Source organism: Clostridium sp., from assembly GCF_036660475.1.
GTDB lineage: Bacteria > Bacillota > Clostridia > Clostridiales > Clostridiaceae > Clostridium_J.
On record NZ_JAVXAO010000001.1, the window covers coordinates 594,062 to 611,700 of the forward strand.

Consider the following 17,639-nt stretch of genomic DNA (forward strand, 5'->3'; position numbering starts at 1 on the left):
TCTACACCCCCATCATATTAGCTATGGCTATTTCTATGTTCACCATTCTAGTTTCCATTGTACTTGGTACTATATCTATATATTCATACCAAACTTCATTTGTAGATTTTCTACATTTGAGTACCGCTTGTTTCCCTTCTATATTTTCTTTTAAGGGTAACGATTTTATTGCAATACCTTTAACTTTATCTTTTTCTGTCAAAGTTTCTTCATCAAATACTACACTGCAAGTATTATCTGGATTTTCAAATAAATAAATCATTTATATAACACTTCCTTTTACTTTTTTATAAGATTGAATAGTATAACTTTTTTCTATTTGTACTTTACCACCAACAATAAATGTATCACTTTTGTCATGAGCATATGCATATAAAGTACTATTTTTAAATGTAATTTCAGTTAATGGTATTGTAATTGCTAAAGTATCTATATTTAACTCGATATAGAAATCTTTAGAACCATTGGTACCTGTACATATTATTCTATTAGATGATACATCAAATCTAGTTGCGACTATATTTACTTGTGTTAACGAGGCAACAATATTTAATGTATCTTTATTTAATTTTATCATAGCATCTACTTGCGTCGATTTACCGCAAGCTAAATATACATAATTATCTTTCACAATTATATATTGTACTACTGCAGGATAACTTGAATTAAGGCTATCATGTATAGTAGCCGATGATGCTATAGATTGTAATGTAGTTTTACTATATTTACTACAAGCACACCCAGTAGCAGTTGTTCTAGAATAACTGTAAAAATAACTGCCATCGAATGCTACTATACTATAACTAGTTCCACCTATTGTTGCTTGTGATACTAAAGTAGAATCTGTAAGAGATATTTTAAACATTTTTGCATAATTATTAACATATATATATGCATACTCATTATCTACATACAATTGAGTTACAAAATTCATATACGTAGATGTAATATTACTTCCAGCTAATAGACGTTCGGTCCAAGAATTTGTAGTTAAATTATATTCACTTAAATAATATGATGTGTTATCTGAAGAGGTAACACAATAAATTTTATTTTTATCAGTACTTATTGCTAGTGGAAATATTGTTTGAGAATATGCAGAAATATTCGTATTCATATTTACTATAGATTTTAAAGGTATAATAGTTTTTTTGACAGCTAATGAGTATGAATCCCTTATAGATATACTATTTTTAGAACACGATATTATACTATCTGCATCGAATTCCATAACTCCAATACTATCATTTTGAAATGAATTAATTTCAGTACATTTACTTTGCATTATAGGTAAATATTGTTCTTTATTTATATCAATTGTTGTACCTAAATATATTCTAGCCATTTATTCCACCACCTTTTCTAAAAATACTGCACCATTTTCAATTCCCCATTTATATTCTTCTTTAGTAATTGTGTCTTCAATAACACTCGCCTTAGCAATACCGTATTCTATGTTATTCATATTACTAGCACTTATTGGAGTTCCTTCTTCTGTAATAACCCCTGATTTTGGTGTAAGTGTTATACTCCCATCTGGATTATTAGTTACATCGTAAGTTCTAGGCTTTTCAACTATTCTATCTTTCCATACTGTTTTTATATAAGCCATTTAATTCGCTCCTTTCTAAAATAACCTTGTATCATCCCCGCAATCTATAACCCCACAGAACTGTATACTTGCCTTTGCACTTCTTATTAGTTCATATAAAAGTTTAATATTGATTTCTAATCTATTTGCATCAATAAAACTAAATGGTTCTAATGGCCTCCATGTATTTTTAGTAGGAATCCATCCAGGTACCTCATGAAACTGATTTTTCAAACTCTCTATATTACTCTCAATTCTATTTAAACTATCAGCAAATTCTACATCTGCATAAGTTCTATCTACTTTAGTTTTGCCTATACCTGCAGTTTTACAAAGATATTTTAATTCATCCAATGTTTCAATAATATTAGATTCTACTCTGTTGAGATCTTCTGGATTATATAAGTCTATGTTTGTCCAATCTATTTTAGTCAACAATATTAATCCCACCTATCAATGTTGATTTACCTCTCAAGTCACCTTGATATTCATATTCTTGCTTAACTATTACTACCTTTTTAGTTTCATATGCATTTTCGATATCTACTACATCCAACCCCTCAAATGAAGGGTTTTGTCTCCAGTTAGTTGTGTATAATGCCCTTAAGTTTTTAATACTTATAATCCAATTTCCTACAGCTTGAGCTACATTTAAAGTAGATATTAATGTATTATCTACTTTAAGACTATCACCTACTTTAACCATTGCATTAGTACATATAACATCTACACTATTTCCTAAGTTTGTATAGTATTTAACCTCAACATTTTTTATTAATGGTTCTAGTGAAATTTGAGGTTCTTTAAACATATTATCCATGTCTATAATTCCACTAGATACCCCTAAATTAATGTTTATCAACTTAACATATAACTTATTATCTACAACATAAACATTACATTTTGCTGCTATTGCAACCATCTGTAGTGCAGTCCTGCAACTTACTTTCTTAATAAGTCCAGTAGTACTTATACGCTCCAGTGTAGCATCTAATTCATAATCGATTATTCCTACCTTAGATAAAATTGCTATGGCTACGGCCTTTAAATTAGTAGTACTGGATGTTAAGCTTTCATATTCCTCACCGTCCAAGGAATCTATAATATTTCTAGCTGTAAATGTAGCTGTCATAGCTCCCTCATCACTGGTCCACTCTTTAAGCCAATAAGTCCCCATCTTGCAATATTCAAATCCACTAGTTATGTCTGCACCGATCTCCACTATTACTTGTTGCCGTTGCTGCAAGAACCTATAGAAACCAGTAGGGTTTAATATATTAAATTCTCTATTTTTGTTATAAACTACAAACTTAAATTCCGAAGGAACTATATTAGCACTTGTAAGGTGCAATTCTTCTAACAGATTCGCCTTAATTAGATTGTCATCATCGTAGACTCTTACCACTCCAAAATCTATTTCTAATACCTTTGCCCTACTGTATGGCTTACACCATTTTTTAATCTTAATTAAGATCTTCTTATAGAGATATAAAGGGGTTTCTATTACAAACCTAGCTTTGGTGTTATTAGTAATATTTACAGTGCTTATTATGTTGTTGTCCGCACTATAGGCAATAATATCGAAGTCTACAGCATATTCATTGCAAAGAGTATCAAATGTTATTGTAAGTCCCATGGAGCTATGAGTATTACTAAATATAATTTCTATATCCGCTGGAGTAGTAAACATACTATCTTCTCCACACAACGTATTACTCCACCACCCCATTTCTCCATTTGTGGCAGGAACCTGAGAAGGAATAACAAAACTCCCATCAAGTTTCCACCTACTCTTTTCCCAGGTAGCTAACTTATAGGAGCTTTCTCTTTCCTTATTAAACATTTGTTGCTTATCACTTAAACTAAACTCTGTAGATGTTATTACATTGCTAATATCGCCATTTGCTGTAATATCACTAATATCAAATGTTACTCGCATTTTACACATTCTGCTAGGTGCTACTATTGCAGCTTTAAATTTATTACTTACACTTTTTATTAGTAACACCTACCTTTCAACTAGATTAAACTTCAAATCTTTGTACTTAGCAATACCATCTGTAAATATTAACATCGGAGTTGTTCTATCTCCACAGTAGAATGTCCCTATTTTAACTGCATTCTCTTGTGGATCTACATACTCTACAGTAAAAAATATAGGAGAAACAGCATTAAGTACTATACCTGCTGTTTCGCTTGTTATTAATCCCCACCCTATCTCTATTTTCCTTTTAGTTGCAATCCTTTCTATTATCATCGTTCCATTAGCATTACGTTCTGCTTTGCTTATGTCCTGTATCCCTACACTGTAAGAAGCAGGTGTAGGAATTTCTACTCCATTAATTTTTATAAGTGCCATCTGCCCCTCTCCTTTTTATACTGTTTTAATTATCATACGGTTACCTAGTCTTTCATTCTCTTTAGCTGCATATGGATTGATAACCCTTGCGAATGTAGTACCATCTACTTGAAGGTATATATCCCCACTATTAGAGTTATTACTGCTATTATTACTAAATTGCATAGCACTCATTACTGCTGTTCCCAATGCGCTTGCTAATTTATCAACAAAACTAGTATTTTCTAATGGTACTACCATCTCAGCACCAGCTTCACCGATTAATGCCGTTGTTGGACTATTTACAATACCACCTCTAGCTAATTTAGGTATCTGTGGAGCAGATATAGGATTCAAACTAATATCTACACCTGGTATTTTATTAATCAAATAAATTGCACCCTGAATTAATCCATTTATTGCAGCTATTACACCTCGTACTGCAAAGTTAATTACATCTATTGTTGCATTTAAAACCCCTTTGAATATGCCACTGATTAAATCTACAATGCCTCCAAACACATCTACAATACCCTGCCATGCCTTTCCCCAGTTTCCAGTAAAAACACCTACTACAAAATCAATTATTCCTCCAAGTATTCTCAATATGCTTTTTACAATGTCAGATATTATAGCTATAAATGTTCCAAATACATCTACAATATAATTTATTACAGCGGCGAATGTTGGTCCTAAAGTTATTACCAACCAATCTACTATAGGCTTTATAAACCCATTGTAAAGTTCTAAAGCTCCATTTACACACTTCATTATAAATTCACCAACCTGCTCAACTAGTCCCTTCAAATGCTTTTCCCATAGCCATGTAAGCATTTCTAAAAAAGGTTTTATTATAGGATTTAAAACATTTTCCCATAACAATTGCATAGTTTCTTGTACCCCTTTAATGAAGTTTCGTATATTATCAATAAGTGTCTTGCCATACTTATCCCAAAGATTTTTTATAATTTCTAAGAAATCAATTACTATAGTTTTTATTAATTCTAAGGCTGGTCTAATTAATATATTCACTAAGTTTTCCTGAGTACTTCTAACTAAATTTAATACATCATTTAGTATATTTCCAATACCTACTAACAACTCTAAAAATGCCGGTATTAATCCCACTACTGAATCTCCTATTGGCATTATGAAATTAGTTATGAATTCACCTACAAATTTAAGATTATCGGCTAACATATTAGCTAATATATTAAAAGTATCAGACTGCATTTGAGCTAACTTAGGCGCTATTTCAGCTATTGAATTTATTATAGGTATTATCACTCCATCTCTAATCCACAATACAAATGGTAATAATGATGAATTATAAAACTCTATTGATGCCGCGCTTATAATATTAAATGCGCTTAATGCACCATCCTTTAATATATTAAATGCATCTGAGTTAGCTATAGTTATTGCTAAATCTTTCATGAATTCTTTAATTTCTGAAATTTTAAGTTTTACCAAGTCTGCCATTTCTTGTACTTGTTTTGATATTATTACTGTACTTTCACCTATACCACCCATTAATCCTTTTGATGTATCTACTCCACCTCCAGCTGGATTTGAACCACCACCACCACCTGATGATGAATCATCTTCTTTACTAACATTGTTAACTTCATCGAATCCTGCTAAAAATCCCTGTGCCTTCTTGGCTGCTTTGCCTGTATCTGCATAGCTATCAGCAAGTTCGTTATTAGCCGCTGTCATTTGGTTGACTGTTGATACTCCACCACCTGCAGAACTCTGAGAAGTTCCAAATATAGCATTCATAAATTGAGCTACTAAATTCAAAACACTTGCTAGTGAATTTGCAAAGCTCGTAAGTGCTGGCAAAATAATATTATATATTGGTAAAAAAGCTTGTCCTAGCGCTAATTGACAATTTTTAAGGGATGAGGTAAACATTAATTGTCTGGTTGCCGTTGTGTTTGCTAAAGCATCTCCATATTTAACTGTAGCCTGTTCAATAATTGCCATATACCTAATTTGTTGTTGTTCTTGAAATGCAAGTTGTTGCCAAGACCTCCCATTAGCAAACTGTTGAAATGCCTTAGTGCTCTCTATCATAGCTACATTAACATTTATGCCCAAATCTTCAATAGCTTCTGTATTCCCAAGTAAACCACTTCTAATCCTTTCCATAGTATCTTCCATTGTTCTACCTGTACCACTTGCGACTACTGCTGATGCCTTTAATAAGTTTTCAGTATATTCAACTGTTTGAGCGGTATCCTTTGTAAACCCACTTGTCAAATTACTGTATATTGCACCATACTTATATGCTTCACTCTTCGCCATACCGTACACTGATGCCTGATTATTTACCCAATCTCTAAACTCCCCCGCATTATTTCCAAGCGTTCTCCCAATTTGGTTAAACGCACTTTCAAACCCTACTGCTGATTTAGTTGCATCTTTGATAAATTTACCTACCCCTAGTGTAATTAAAGCATTTTTAATCATCCTTAATGAACCATTAATACTACTTTGAAATTCTGTCATAGTCTTTTGTGCTTGCTTTGTACCTTTTGTCATACTTGATGCATCAAATCCAGCTCTAACCATTAAATTTTTAACAACTGCCATTACTTCACCTCGATTCCTCCACAAGCTAAATTAAACCTTTTTATTTTTTCCAACAACTCTTCTGCTGTCATTTCTTTTTCTTTTTTAGTCAATTTCTCATATGTCGGAATTTCTTTCGCACGCACGAACCTTGCAATCCATGAAGACTGAATATAAACTAATTGAAGTTTCTCTTCTATTTCATATTCAGTCTTTTTATTTTGTTCTTCTACATGTATTTGTAACTGATATGGTGTCATATCTTCATAATCTTTTATTGTTATTCCTAGTTGGATAGCAACTCTTAAGCTTTTGTCCCAGTCCCACTTTTCTTTTTGCTCTGAGCCTCCATTGCTATCCTTTGTAAGTTTTTTCCGCTTTCACCTTCATTCATAGAACCCATACCTACCGTAATTGCTTCATATAGTTTTTCAGTTACAACTCCGAATGGCGCACAATCTAATAGATCCTCCATATCTTCAAGCTTTAAAATTTCATTATTTTCTTTTGCATCCTTAAGAAGTAGACAATACATTATCTTTTCTATTTCCCCTAAGTCCATGTTATTCATATCCATTGCATCAAAATCTTTACCTGTTAATGCTCCTAATGTTTTGATAGCTTTATGCCCAAACCATAACTGTCTTGGTCTATCTAATTCTATAATTACAACATCATTTTTATCTAACATTTAAATTCCTCCTTAAAATAAAGGCTAGGGTTAATCCCTAGCCAACTAAGCTGTTTTTACAGCAATAACCTCATAAATTTTCTGTGTTTTACCAGTCTCCTGATGAATTATAAACATATCAGCCGTCGACCCTATGGCAGGTAACGTAATTGCATTTGATGCAGCACCACTCGTTAAATTCTGTACAAAAGCACCATTTACATAAAGTGATAATGTTCCTACACCTGTTGCAGTAACCGTTACACTAGTTGCAGTAACTCCACTGTAAGTATAATAAAAGTTGCTTGCATTAAATGTTGGTGTTAAACTTCCACCTGCTCCAGTCACCATTAACCCCGTTAATCCGTTACTAGGTGTTAGCCCCAGTGTTGGTTTTCCCGTTACTTTTATTGTAGCTTCAAAAGGAATTGCATCCTCTGTATTCACATCTGTTTTTACCCCTGTTACTATCCCTTGAAACGTCCATGATGCCCCTAACGCGGGTGGAAATAATATCGTAAAGTTTATGATTGTACCACTGTTAAATGCATTGTATAAAGCAATCTGACCATTTGTATCTGATGGGTTAAAATATCCACTTGCAGATACCTCTCCTCCATCTTTAGTTCCTTGAATGTATTCTTTCCATCCTCCCGTAGAATCTAATGTTGTTGTCTCTACTGTATCCGCCTTGAGATCTAATCCCCCAATGCTCTTTAACTCTGCAATAGAATTCGCTCCTATTTGTAACTTTGTACCTATCCCAAATTGCATATTCATGCCCCCTTAATAATTTACTTTTAAATTAATATTTGCGATATATTCATCTGTACTTTCTATATAGTCATTCCCCTTATATTTCACAGTAATATTTTGTATCATAGGTCCATCTGTGCCAATTTTTCTGCCCCAAAAGGTTAATAACTTATCCTTAACCTTTTCTTTAACACCTTGTAAAACCAAATAATCATTTGATACAACTATTAAACTGTAAATACATTCTGCTTTATTCCCTGTTCCTTGCAACATTTTATTAAAAGTTACATCATCTTCTTTATATGTTACAAATGGTCCTTTTTCATTTTTAGGTGCTGCGAGTGGGAATACCTTTTTATTTAGTTCAGATATTTGCATTAATTCCGCTCTAAGAGCTTCTTCAAATATCATATTTTATCAATCTCCTTTATCATTATGCTAACCATTTCTTTTTCAATTTTACTTGAGTTATCTTCCATAGCTTTTCTCATGAAGTGGAATCCTGGAGTATATCCTCTTCCAGTTTTGAACCCGTATTCCTGTGATGCCGGATAATAATATCGTTTTTTCCCATCCTTAGACATCTTAACAAATACATCATTCATTTTTGGGTCCATTACAACTTGATATACTTTTTTACCTTTCACTCTAGATCTTTCAGCTTTTGAAATAATGCCTTTTCTCATGTATCCAGTTTGATCTACCCATTCACCTTGCTTAACTGCTGCTTTAGGGATTAATATTGCCTTTCTCACTGCTGTACTTACTACCTTTTGAGGCAGAATTTCGAGTTTTTTTAATGATTTTACTAGCTCCTTCATGCCTTCAATTTTATAACTAGCCACTAAATCAACTCCTTACACATTAATAAAGATATAGTATTTCTCTCATACTCATTTATAAGACTAGTTATTTCAAATATCCTACCTTTATAAACTACTCTCATACTAGGTTTAATATCCTTTCTATATCTAATTCTTATCTTGTGTGTTATTTCTGAATTGATTTTTTCAGCTGCAAAGAATTCTCTACCTGCTATAGGATTAATATTCCCCCAAACTTTGCATATATCAGTCCAGGTTTCGGCTGTTTGTCCAAAACTATCCTGAACTCCTATAAGCTCCTGAAAGGTTAATTTATCCCTTAATTCACCCGCTTGCATATTCACCTACACATTCCAAAACCTATGAGGTTTTAATATAGCATTAACGCTAAATGCCATTTCTTCTGTAACTTGTCCAACTGCAGCTCTATTCTCATACCAATGTGATATTAGTAAATATATTGCGATTCTTATGCTTTCTGGCACTTTCCATGTGTTTGTACTATTCATATTACTGTTTAATATAGGTCTTTTAATAATGGTCTCACAATGGCTTATAGCTGCACCCATTAGAACTTCTATTACCTTATCTTCTTCAATTGTTTCAACTCTTAAATAGTCTTTAACTTCATTTAGATTTACTTCCACTTTTACCACCACGCTTTTCCTTTTTATCTTCGATTTTAACTTTTTCATCCGATGGTAGTTGGCTTTCTTTTTCATTTGAATTCTCTTTACTTTCATCTTCTTTTTCTTCTGCATCAACTATATTATTTTCAGCTTCTAACTGTTCATCTTCTTCTATCCTATTCATATCTTCTATGATTTCACAATGTCCAACTTTATCCCAAACCTCAGCCACTTCATCTCCTAAAATAACTTCAAGCCCTGGATAATAACTCCAATCAGCACTAGCAATACTTATTTTCATTCTCACCTTTTTCATTTTTTCACCTCAAATTAAATTAAAGGAGGCTATGCCTCCTTCATATTTTACGTTGCTGAGTTAGCGTAATGTTTTATCGGGTTCATTCCTGCATCTACAAGTCTTCCATCCCCTCTGTAGAATGCTAAAAATCCCACTTGACCACTTTCAATATATTTATCTGATATTCTAAACAATTGAATATCCATTACGTCTCTAATAAAGTAATTTGACATATCTCCGAATGCAATTGACTTAGCACTAGCAGCCATCTGAGGCATATCATTGTTAACAACATACTTATATCCTGCAATTGTATCTGGTTCTTTAACCGCAAGTCCTGGAACCCATAATGGTCTTTGTTGTCCATCTTTTAATTTTTTAAGTGCCTTTAGTGATAAATCATGAAACATAAATTCAGCATTAGCCCTATAAACTATATCTACTGAATGTATTAAGTCAACTAAATCATCATAAGTAACAGATGTTGTTTGTCCCACAACTCCAGCTTTTCCCAACGCTGATGCAGTTATTATCCCCTGAGGCTTAGATGCATTATCCCCAGTTGTAAAGTGTTGATTTGTTATTCTTCCTATTCTTTCTCCCAATTTTTTAGCAATATACTGTTCAATATTGAACGCACTATCTTGAAGTAACTCATATGGCACAAGTATTGTTTTTGAAGAATACTTATATGCTTTCAAAATTACTTGTCCAAACGTAACATCCGCAGAATTTGCTTGTGCATTTTCTCCCAAAAGTTCCCCCATAATCGAAGTATCGTTTGCGGTTGGAATTGGCATGTCATTACCACTAGTAGTTGGAATAATACTTGTTTTAGCCTGTCTCATTCCACCGTAAAACTTCATTGCATCTTGAATTTGATTATAAAATCCTTGTGGAACTGTATACCCTCCCGATGCTCCTGTTACTGATGAAAGAGCTCTCTTTTCCATCAGTAAATTCCTTTGTTCTGAGGTTATCGAACCCGGCTCAAGTATATATTGTTTGAATGCACTTCTATACTCCTCAGTTTCTAGTATATTTTTAGTTTTACCTTCTTTGTTATCTTCAAATTCTCTCTTTTCTTGCTGCTCTTGCTTTTCTGCAAAATGTCTTTCTTGCTCCTGTAGCTTCTCTCTCTTTTGAATTTCAGAAGTTAATCCATCTACCTCTGCATCTAACCTTTCATACTTAGTATTTTCGTCACCTGTCATTGACCTTTTTTCTGTATCAGCCTTATCTATAATTCCTCTCATTTCTTGGTATAATCCATATCTTTTTTGTTTTAGTTCTTGAATTGTCATTTATACTCCACTCTCCTTAATTTTTAATTCTAATTTCTTTTTAAAATTCTGGGTATTAAAAAAAGGCTCATTTTCAGCCTCTCTCTTATCTAAATATACTTTGTAAGGATCATAACTTCTTGCACTAACTATACTGTCTGGATAAGCCGGAAACGCAACTGGAGAAATTTCTAACAGTTTAGCTTGTGTTACACTTCTTACTATATTATCTGGATCACTTTCATCCCATTCCTCTTTTGTCATTTTAAATCCAAAAGATACCCCATCCACATCACCACGCTTAATTGTTTCATAAGCATCATTCCCTAAAGTTGTTTGAGGTAAATCAAGTTCAAACCTTAACCCTATCTCGTCTTCTACTAATCTTAAAGTACCGTTTTTGGTTCTCCCCAATACTTTACTCGTATCATGACTCCACAAGCCTCTTTGGTCATCTTCCGTTAATGAATTATTAAATGCACCTTTTTTAAACTGCTCCTTAAATCTATAATAATAACCTAATGTTTGTGATTTCATTTCCCATTTAACAGCATAACCACTTATCGTTTTAGTTCCATTTTCAGCTTCTCTTATCTCTATACCTTCGCTAATTAATTCCCTTTTTTCAATCTCTGGCATCTTAATTTTAGATTTATCAATTGTCATTATTCTTCTCACCCCCTTTCCCAATTACATTTTTCATTGCCGCCTTTATTGAAATCATATTACCATTTACTAAATATGCATCTCCATCCGGAATCGGGTCCATATTCTCAAGCTTCCTAATATCATTAGCATTAAGCCATCCATTTTGACGACCGATTGCATATCCTTCTTGACGTGTTTTAAAATCCCCCCGCAATAACCCATCAACATTGAACTCTACAAAATAAGTTTTACGTTCTTCCTCTGTAAGTAATTGCATAAAAATAGCCTGTTCAATTCTAACAAGCCATGGTCTTAATGTATGCACAACGAACCCAATACCCTGATGCTCAATGTTTGAAAATGTTGCTTTATCTAAATCTGCAATCATATGCGGTGGAACCCTAAATATCCTTGCTATTTCATTTAATTGAAACTTTCTTGTTTCAATAAATTGACTATCTTCAGGTGGAATTATTGTTTTAGCATATTTAAGCCCCTCCTCAAGGATCATCACACTATGAGCATTATCTAAACCTTGCCTTTTAGCTAATAAATCTGATTTCAATCTTTCATATGCTGCATCACTCAACGCGGTAGGACTCTCAAGAGTTCCTCCAAGGTTTGTACCTTCTCCAAAATATTGGCTTCCAAACCTTTCAGCTGCTAATCCAAGTCCAATTGATTCTCTAGCATATGCTATAGGACTTAATCCGTCTTTACCGTTAAAGCTTAACCCTTTAATGTGTAATATTTCATCCTTAAAATAAATTTTATAACCTTCCTTTGTATTAACTGCATACTGTAGCTGAAATTCTTTAGGTCTTGTTTCATCCTTATATACTCTAACTTTCCAAGGCTCTATAGGTTCTAATTCAACTACCCTTCCTGTCTTATCTAATATTTTTTTAACGTAAGCATTTCCCCATAAATTTAAGTGCGCAATAATTGTTTCCCTAAATTCAAATGAACTTTGATTGTAATTAGAAATATCATGTAATACTGTATAGAGTGGGTGCTCATAAGCTACTTTTTTACTACCATCCGGACCACACTTGTATATCTTTAATGGTAGCGATGCTATGCTCTCACTAAGTATCCTTACACATGCATAAACAGCCGATAACTTCATAGAGTTCTCTTCTGTAACCGCAATTCCACTTTTGCTATTATTAACTCCAAATATAGCTCTCATTCCAGCTTCATCACTGCTACTTACATCTTGAATTTCTCTAATTTCTCCACCTAAAAACTTGATTACCTTTTCTTTTATACTCAAATTTTCACCTCCCCTCAGTTATATCTATATAGTTCTAATACCTCGTTCTTCGTAAATACTTTTCTTAATTGGGTTACCCTTCATAGCTTCTGTCCACGCATCAATTATTGCATCTACACAGTCAATTCTTTTTTGCGCTAAATCCTTATCTATCTTTTGTTCTTTAAAACTATTGTGTACTACTTTTGCATTTGCGAGTGACCATGTTAATACCTTTCCTTCATCTTTATTGTAAATTATATTGCTACTCTCAACTTCAAGTTTAAAATCCACCGTTGCATCATTTAAGTACTTACATGATTGTGTAATTAGTAAACTATCCCAACCAGTCTCTTCTAAATCATTTAAAAATGCACTTGCATTATGTGGATCATAACAAATCATTCTTACTTTTAAATCATACTTTTTAACTATTTCCTTCAAGTAAGCAATTATATATTTATAATCTGTTTTAATCCCCCCAAGTGTTTCAGTTAGGGTAATAAGTCCTTCCATAACCCACATATCATATGGTGCTTTATCTGTTTTAATATGTTCTGCAAGTCTCTTGCTCGGCATGAAACTATGTGAATGTAAAAAGTATTTCTTAAATCCTTCATCATTATAAAATGGAAATACTAACCCTAATGAAGTCAAGTCTCCACCTGATGATAAATCTAAACCAACATAGCACTCTTTTCCTCTCATATCCTCAAGTGACATTTCACTAGCTAAGTTTTTCCATGCTAAAATATCTTTAATATAAACATTATCAGTAGCCTGTATCCAAATATTTAATTGTTTCGTAATGAAATCTCTAAGAGTTTCTCCTCCCATGTCTCTTGCTGTATCACCTACTGGAATGAGGTTTTCTAGGGCTAATTTATCAAATGCAAGAGTAGGATTAGCCTTAATCCAATTTTCCGGATTCCAAATATCATCCTTTTCATCCATCTTAGCTATATAAACAAACTGTGATTCATTTGTAAATACACCTTTTAGCAAGTTGCAGCAGTACTCATATAATTCAAAACATGGTGTATTTAAATCAAACCCGGCTGTAGTTATAACACTAATTAGGGCTTGTTTCATTTTCTTAATACCGCCCTCAAGTAACTTGTACATCTGGTTATCTTTGTGGGCGTGATATTCATCTACTATTCCTAATAGTGGCCTGAATCCATCTATAGACTTTGTATCTCTCCCTAACGCTGTTATAAGTGAATTAGTTATGTTACAAATGATAGTACTTTTATATTCTTGAACCTTAAACAACTCTTTAAGATCTTCATCTGAATTAATAAATTTAACCATTTCCATAAATACTATCATCGCCTGTGCATGTTTGGTAGCTGTACAATATATCTGACCATAATTATATCCATCAAAGTTTCCGTAAAAAGTTCCTAAAATACCATTTAAAAATGATTTACCGTTTTGTCTTCCGAGTTGTATATAAGATGTTCTAAATCTTCTATATCCAGTTCCTTTTGTAACCCAACCATTCAAAGAACCTAATATAAAGTCTTGAAATGAATATAATTCTAATTGTAGTTTTTCCTCACCTTCAGCAATATATAAAGTCTCTGCATAATCTATAATACGCAGAGACTTCTCTATGTTAAATTCATATTTGTATGGTGCTAGTTTACTTTTTTCCAAATCATCTAAATGCCTTTTACAAGCTAGCTTAACATATTCCCCAGCTATCTCTTTACCATCTAGGACATCAATAGCATATTTTGTTACTCTATCCACTAGCACCACCTACAAACTTATTAAATTTATTTTTCGGTGTGTCATTCTCCTGTTTTTTAGGTATATTTTTAGTTCTAGCAACTGGATTAAGATATAGTCTGTCAGAAAGTCTTAATATCTCCTGACGCTTCATTCTCAATTCAACATCTACTGTCATAAATAATTCTAAGCCTTTTTCTTTTTCCAATGGATCTAATGATTTCATTTTTTCTCTAGCAATATTCATGGCCATAATTAAATCATCTAATTCTGAAACTGATAAACAGTATTGATTTATAATATGCTCATCCAATGCTGCTATAAAATCTATTTCTTTATATAATTTCTTTAATTTTTTAAATTCTTTTAATGCTCTTTGGTCCTGCATTACATAATCACTAGCTTTAAAAGTTTTATTTGATATATTTATTTCTGCTGATTTTCTTCGTTTAATTTCCGCTTTAGTTAGGTGATGGCTTCTTCCATCTGCTTGAATCAATTCTACTGGTCTTGCATTTCTTGGCATTTTCTACAGCCACCCCTTTCGAAAGTTTTATAAACGGATTTTTTGCACAGAAAGGGTGGATACGTGGTCTTAGGGTCTTAGCTATGTAGCTATCGACTCCCCCCTCCCACTTTGTTTCCGAATCCACCATCCTCCTTAGCTGTTTTTACATCGTGATGCATCTTACATAACGCTTGATGGTTATTCTTATCCCAAAATAATTTCATATCACCCTTATGCGGAACTATATGATCTACTACAGTTCCTGGTACATATCTTCCCTCAGCTAAACACCTTACACATATAGGATTAATCCTTAGGAATTTCAATCTGTAAGCTCTCCATTTATCTGTGTATCCTCTACTATATGAACTGCCTCGCCTTCTATCTGTCTCTTTATACTTTTGTTTTACCTTATCTTCACACTCTGAGCATCTAACATCACCTAGCTCTATATGCTTACCACATCTGCATAACTTCATTAATGCCATTACTTCACCCCTCAATATCAATATATAGTATTTGTTATTCACACTATACACAATATGTTGTGTATAACTTATTTGTTTTAAATAATTAAAAGACACCTATATTTCTATAAGTGCCTTTTGATTAAGAGGGAATTATTATTTATATATACTTTTACTTACTACCATTTTATATTATTCAACTCACTATTAAAACCCCAACTTTTCCCCATAATTACCCCACCATGTCAATCTTTACTCCATCAATCCCAAACAATAATACACTTAATCTATCTATCATTTGATTAACCCAACGACTTGGAGTGTTCTTACCACAATTAAGCTTCTCTTGTATTTCTTCATAACTCATATCCTTTATAAAATACATCTCTAAAGCAAAATACTTTTCAATTGCATCTTCTTTTATCTGTCTTTTCTTTAGTTCATCTAATGCCATATCTATATGAGCTATCATTACTAATGTTTTCGCTTTACTCCTTTTAATTGATATTATGAATATTTCATCTTCTGTTAACTTATCATAATCTTTGTCTTCTATAGCAAACCTCAAACTATCAATCCCTTTATTGGTATGATCCTTTAGGTCGTTGTAGTGCCTCATTAGCAATCTAGTATTTTGAAATACTTTCCCTCTCTTCTCTAACTGTTTTTCTTTATCAAACTCTCTTATAGCTTCTCTAGTAGCTTTTTTAATAGCTTCTTCAACTTCTTTATTCAATTGCTATTTCCTCCTCTCTTTTAACTATGCTGCTTCATTTTGCATATAGTCTTCCACCCATTAACCTTATACATATATCAAGCTTCTCATATCCTTCGCTGTATACTCTTAACTTCTTAGTTATCTGTATAACATCTTTATAACTAATTCCTAACAGTTCCTTAATTTCATCCTCCGAATAAAACTCTTTATCAAATAATTTAAATAGCTCCTTTTGTAGTTCATACTTATATTTAAAATCTATATCACTATTCATATGTGGACTCTCATTTCCTCTATGGTGTTCTTGACATAAATATTTAAAATTTATTTTCACATTTCTCATATATGAAGCTTGTCCCCTGAATACAATGTGATGTAATTCAACTCTACTATTCCCACATACCTCACAATAACTATCTCCCATTGCAACCTCCTAATTAACCTCTTTACCATCCTCATCTACAGTTATCTTGAACCCACACTTGCAAGTCCTTGTAAATGTATCATCTTCAACTATTATCCCGCCTTCTCCATCACCAATAATATCACTGCCACATTCAAGGCAATTTTCATACTTTGGCATTATCTCAAGTAATTTAAATGCATTCATCTTATAACCTCTTACCATTCACATTATTGTTTTTACTCTGTTTTTCTTTTCCTTGACCTTCTATCTTATCAATACAGAATTCTCTATTAGGATTGATAAATATACAAGTATCGCCTGTAATTGAACAGATATAACAAAAATCACATGCATCATATTTAGCATTTTTGCAACTCACTTAATCACTTCCTAATCTTTAATTATTCTATTAATATTATCTCCTCTTCAAAAACCATCGCTGTAATATATTGAGGCCCTTGGCTAACGTAATATATTTTTCTTCCTACTAAATTACTTCTATCACTTTCAAGTACCTCTGCTATCATAGTCACAACTCCTGTTACATCACTTCTGCTACAATGTTCTATATAACTAACTTTCTGATTGATATTGATTTCTTTTTTATCCAAACCCTACATTCCTCCCTCGAATACTCTTTTAATTGTGAAATTAATTAGTCTTGATTAAAAGTTTTGGTTCATCGCCTTTAACCGATATCTCTAATTTGTCAAAATCATATTCACATCCATCAACAACTATTTTGAATTCCATTTCTCCATCATATAACTCTAATACATCTCTGAAATACCTAGTTCAAAAGTTTCACATTTACCATTTTCATCAATCTCTATTCTTTCCTCATTGATGTTTCTGGTACAACTATCCTCATAATAATATTTACATTTATCATTCATACACATCATGTTAATAGCCACTTTAACTCCTCCTTGAA

At 32.7% G+C, this 17,639-nt stretch carries 27 protein-coding genes; all 27 read right to left on the bottom strand.

From position 1 onward, the window contains the following. Position 1 precedes the first annotated feature (1 nt). The 27 genes from RSA29_RS02575 to RSA29_RS02705 all read right to left on the bottom strand — a co-directional run bounded on the left by RSA29_RS02575 (position 2) and on the right by RSA29_RS02705 (position 17,622). Complete coding sequence (locus RSA29_RS02575; protein ID WP_346941495.1) at positions 2-262, bottom strand: hypothetical protein; 261 nt, start codon at positions 260-262, stop codon at positions 2-4. Beyond that, positions 263-1,345, bottom strand: a complete 1,083-nt coding sequence (locus RSA29_RS02580; RefSeq protein WP_346941494.1) for a hypothetical protein — start codon at positions 1,343-1,345, stop codon at positions 263-265. It abuts the gene before it with no gap. After that, entirely contained in the window at positions 1,346-1,612 is a 267-nt protein-coding gene (locus RSA29_RS02585) for a hypothetical protein (protein WP_346941493.1), read from the bottom strand. Positions 1,613-1,627: 15 nt separating this feature from the next. Continuing rightward, positions 1,628-2,029, bottom strand: coding sequence for a hypothetical protein (locus RSA29_RS02590; RefSeq protein WP_346941492.1), 402 nt, complete (start codon positions 2,027-2,029; stop codon positions 1,628-1,630). Continuing rightward, positions 2,019-3,599, bottom strand: coding sequence for a hypothetical protein (locus RSA29_RS02595; protein ID WP_346944342.1), 1,581 nt, complete (start codon positions 3,597-3,599; stop codon positions 2,019-2,021). Before RSA29_RS02595 ends, RSA29_RS02590 begins: the two co-directional genes overlap by 11 nt. After that, positions 3,600-3,950, bottom strand: a complete 351-nt coding sequence (locus RSA29_RS02600; protein WP_346941490.1) for a DUF6711 family protein — start codon at positions 3,948-3,950, stop codon at positions 3,600-3,602. Positions 3,951-3,965: 15 nt separating this feature from the next. Then, positions 3,966-6,527: a hypothetical protein gene (locus tag RSA29_RS02605; RefSeq protein ID WP_346941489.1), complete on the bottom strand. Its 2,562-nt coding sequence runs from the start codon at positions 6,525-6,527 to the stop codon at positions 3,966-3,968. Continuing rightward, positions 6,527-6,766 carry a hypothetical protein gene (locus RSA29_RS02610; RefSeq protein WP_346941488.1) on the bottom strand — a complete coding sequence of 80 codons (240 nt, stop codon included), beginning with the start codon at positions 6,764-6,766 and terminating at the stop codon, positions 6,527-6,529. Before RSA29_RS02610 ends, RSA29_RS02605 begins: the two co-directional genes overlap by 1 nt. Positions 6,767-6,810: 44 nt before the next feature. Further along, positions 6,811-7,197 carry a hypothetical protein gene (locus RSA29_RS02615; RefSeq protein ID WP_346941487.1) on the bottom strand — a complete coding sequence of 129 codons (387 nt, stop codon included), beginning with the start codon at positions 7,195-7,197 and terminating at the stop codon, positions 6,811-6,813. Between the two features lie 45 nt (positions 7,198-7,242). Next, positions 7,243-7,950, bottom strand: coding sequence for a phage tail tube protein (locus RSA29_RS02620; RefSeq protein WP_346941486.1), 708 nt, complete (start codon positions 7,948-7,950; stop codon positions 7,243-7,245). A gap of 12 nt (positions 7,951-7,962) precedes the next feature. Beyond that, on the bottom strand, positions 7,963-8,343 hold the full coding sequence (locus RSA29_RS02625) for a hypothetical protein (protein WP_346941485.1): 381 nt from the start codon (positions 8,341-8,343) through the stop codon (positions 7,963-7,965). Continuing rightward, complete coding sequence (locus tag RSA29_RS02630; protein WP_346941484.1) at positions 8,340-8,777, bottom strand: hypothetical protein; 438 nt, start codon at positions 8,775-8,777, stop codon at positions 8,340-8,342. Before RSA29_RS02630 ends, RSA29_RS02625 begins: the two co-directional genes overlap by 4 nt. Continuing rightward, entirely contained in the window at positions 8,777-9,094 is a 318-nt protein-coding gene (locus tag RSA29_RS02635) for a phage head closure protein (RefSeq protein WP_346941949.1), read from the bottom strand. The genes RSA29_RS02630 and RSA29_RS02635 overlap by 1 nt, the downstream gene beginning before the upstream one ends. A 6-nt stretch (positions 9,095-9,100) precedes the next feature. Then, complete coding sequence (locus RSA29_RS02640; RefSeq protein ID WP_346941483.1) at positions 9,101-9,403, bottom strand: head-tail connector protein; 303 nt, start codon at positions 9,401-9,403, stop codon at positions 9,101-9,103. After that, complete coding sequence (locus RSA29_RS02645) at positions 9,384-9,701, bottom strand: hypothetical protein (RefSeq protein WP_346941482.1); 318 nt, start codon at positions 9,699-9,701, stop codon at positions 9,384-9,386. Before RSA29_RS02645 ends, RSA29_RS02640 begins: the two co-directional genes overlap by 20 nt. A 47-nt stretch (positions 9,702-9,748) precedes the next feature. After that, positions 9,749-10,987 carry a phage major capsid protein gene (locus tag RSA29_RS02650; protein WP_346941481.1) on the bottom strand — a complete coding sequence of 413 codons (1,239 nt, stop codon included), beginning with the start codon at positions 10,985-10,987 and terminating at the stop codon, positions 9,749-9,751. Beyond that, entirely contained in the window at positions 10,988-11,632 is a 645-nt protein-coding gene (locus tag RSA29_RS02655) for an HK97 family phage prohead protease (RefSeq protein ID WP_346941480.1), read from the bottom strand. Further along, entirely contained in the window at positions 11,622-12,890 is a 1,269-nt protein-coding gene (locus tag RSA29_RS02660) for a phage portal protein (protein WP_346941479.1), read from the bottom strand. Before RSA29_RS02660 ends, RSA29_RS02655 begins: the two co-directional genes overlap by 11 nt. A 24-nt stretch (positions 12,891-12,914) precedes the next feature. Next, positions 12,915-14,627 carry a terminase TerL endonuclease subunit gene (locus tag RSA29_RS02665; RefSeq protein ID WP_346941478.1) on the bottom strand — a complete coding sequence of 571 codons (1,713 nt, stop codon included), beginning with the start codon at positions 14,625-14,627 and terminating at the stop codon, positions 12,915-12,917. Next, the gene (locus tag RSA29_RS02670) at positions 14,620-15,132 is read right to left on the bottom strand and encodes a hypothetical protein (RefSeq protein ID WP_346941477.1); all 513 of its coding nucleotides are present in this window, start codon (positions 15,130-15,132) and stop codon (positions 14,620-14,622) included. Before RSA29_RS02670 ends, RSA29_RS02665 begins: the two co-directional genes overlap by 8 nt. Before the next feature lie 89 nt (positions 15,133-15,221). Then, the gene (locus RSA29_RS02675; protein ID WP_346941476.1) at positions 15,222-15,602 is read right to left on the bottom strand and encodes an HNH endonuclease signature motif containing protein; all 381 of its coding nucleotides are present in this window, start codon (positions 15,600-15,602) and stop codon (positions 15,222-15,224) included. Between the two features lie 211 nt (positions 15,603-15,813). Continuing rightward, positions 15,814-16,317 (bottom strand): hypothetical protein, encoded by a 504-nt coding sequence (locus RSA29_RS02680; protein ID WP_346941475.1) that lies wholly within the window; start codon positions 16,315-16,317, stop codon positions 15,814-15,816. Positions 16,318-16,351: 34 nt separating this feature from the next. Further along, positions 16,352-16,723, bottom strand: a complete 372-nt coding sequence (locus RSA29_RS02685; protein ID WP_346941474.1) for a hypothetical protein — start codon at positions 16,721-16,723, stop codon at positions 16,352-16,354. 9 nt (positions 16,724-16,732) lie between these two features. After that, the gene (locus tag RSA29_RS02690; RefSeq protein WP_346941473.1) at positions 16,733-16,909 is read right to left on the bottom strand and encodes a DUF3797 domain-containing protein; all 177 of its coding nucleotides are present in this window, start codon (positions 16,907-16,909) and stop codon (positions 16,733-16,735) included. A 1-nt stretch (position 16,910) separates the two neighbouring features. Next, positions 16,911-17,084, bottom strand: coding sequence for a hypothetical protein (locus RSA29_RS02695; RefSeq protein ID WP_346941472.1), 174 nt, complete (start codon positions 17,082-17,084; stop codon positions 16,911-16,913). Between the two features lie 22 nt (positions 17,085-17,106). Beyond that, positions 17,107-17,316, bottom strand: coding sequence for a hypothetical protein (locus RSA29_RS02700; RefSeq protein WP_346941471.1), 210 nt, complete (start codon positions 17,314-17,316; stop codon positions 17,107-17,109). Between the two features lie 159 nt (positions 17,317-17,475). Continuing rightward, positions 17,476-17,622 carry a hypothetical protein gene (locus RSA29_RS02705; RefSeq protein WP_346941470.1) on the bottom strand — a complete coding sequence of 49 codons (147 nt, stop codon included), beginning with the start codon at positions 17,620-17,622 and terminating at the stop codon, positions 17,476-17,478. Positions 17,623-17,639 lie beyond the last annotated feature (17 nt).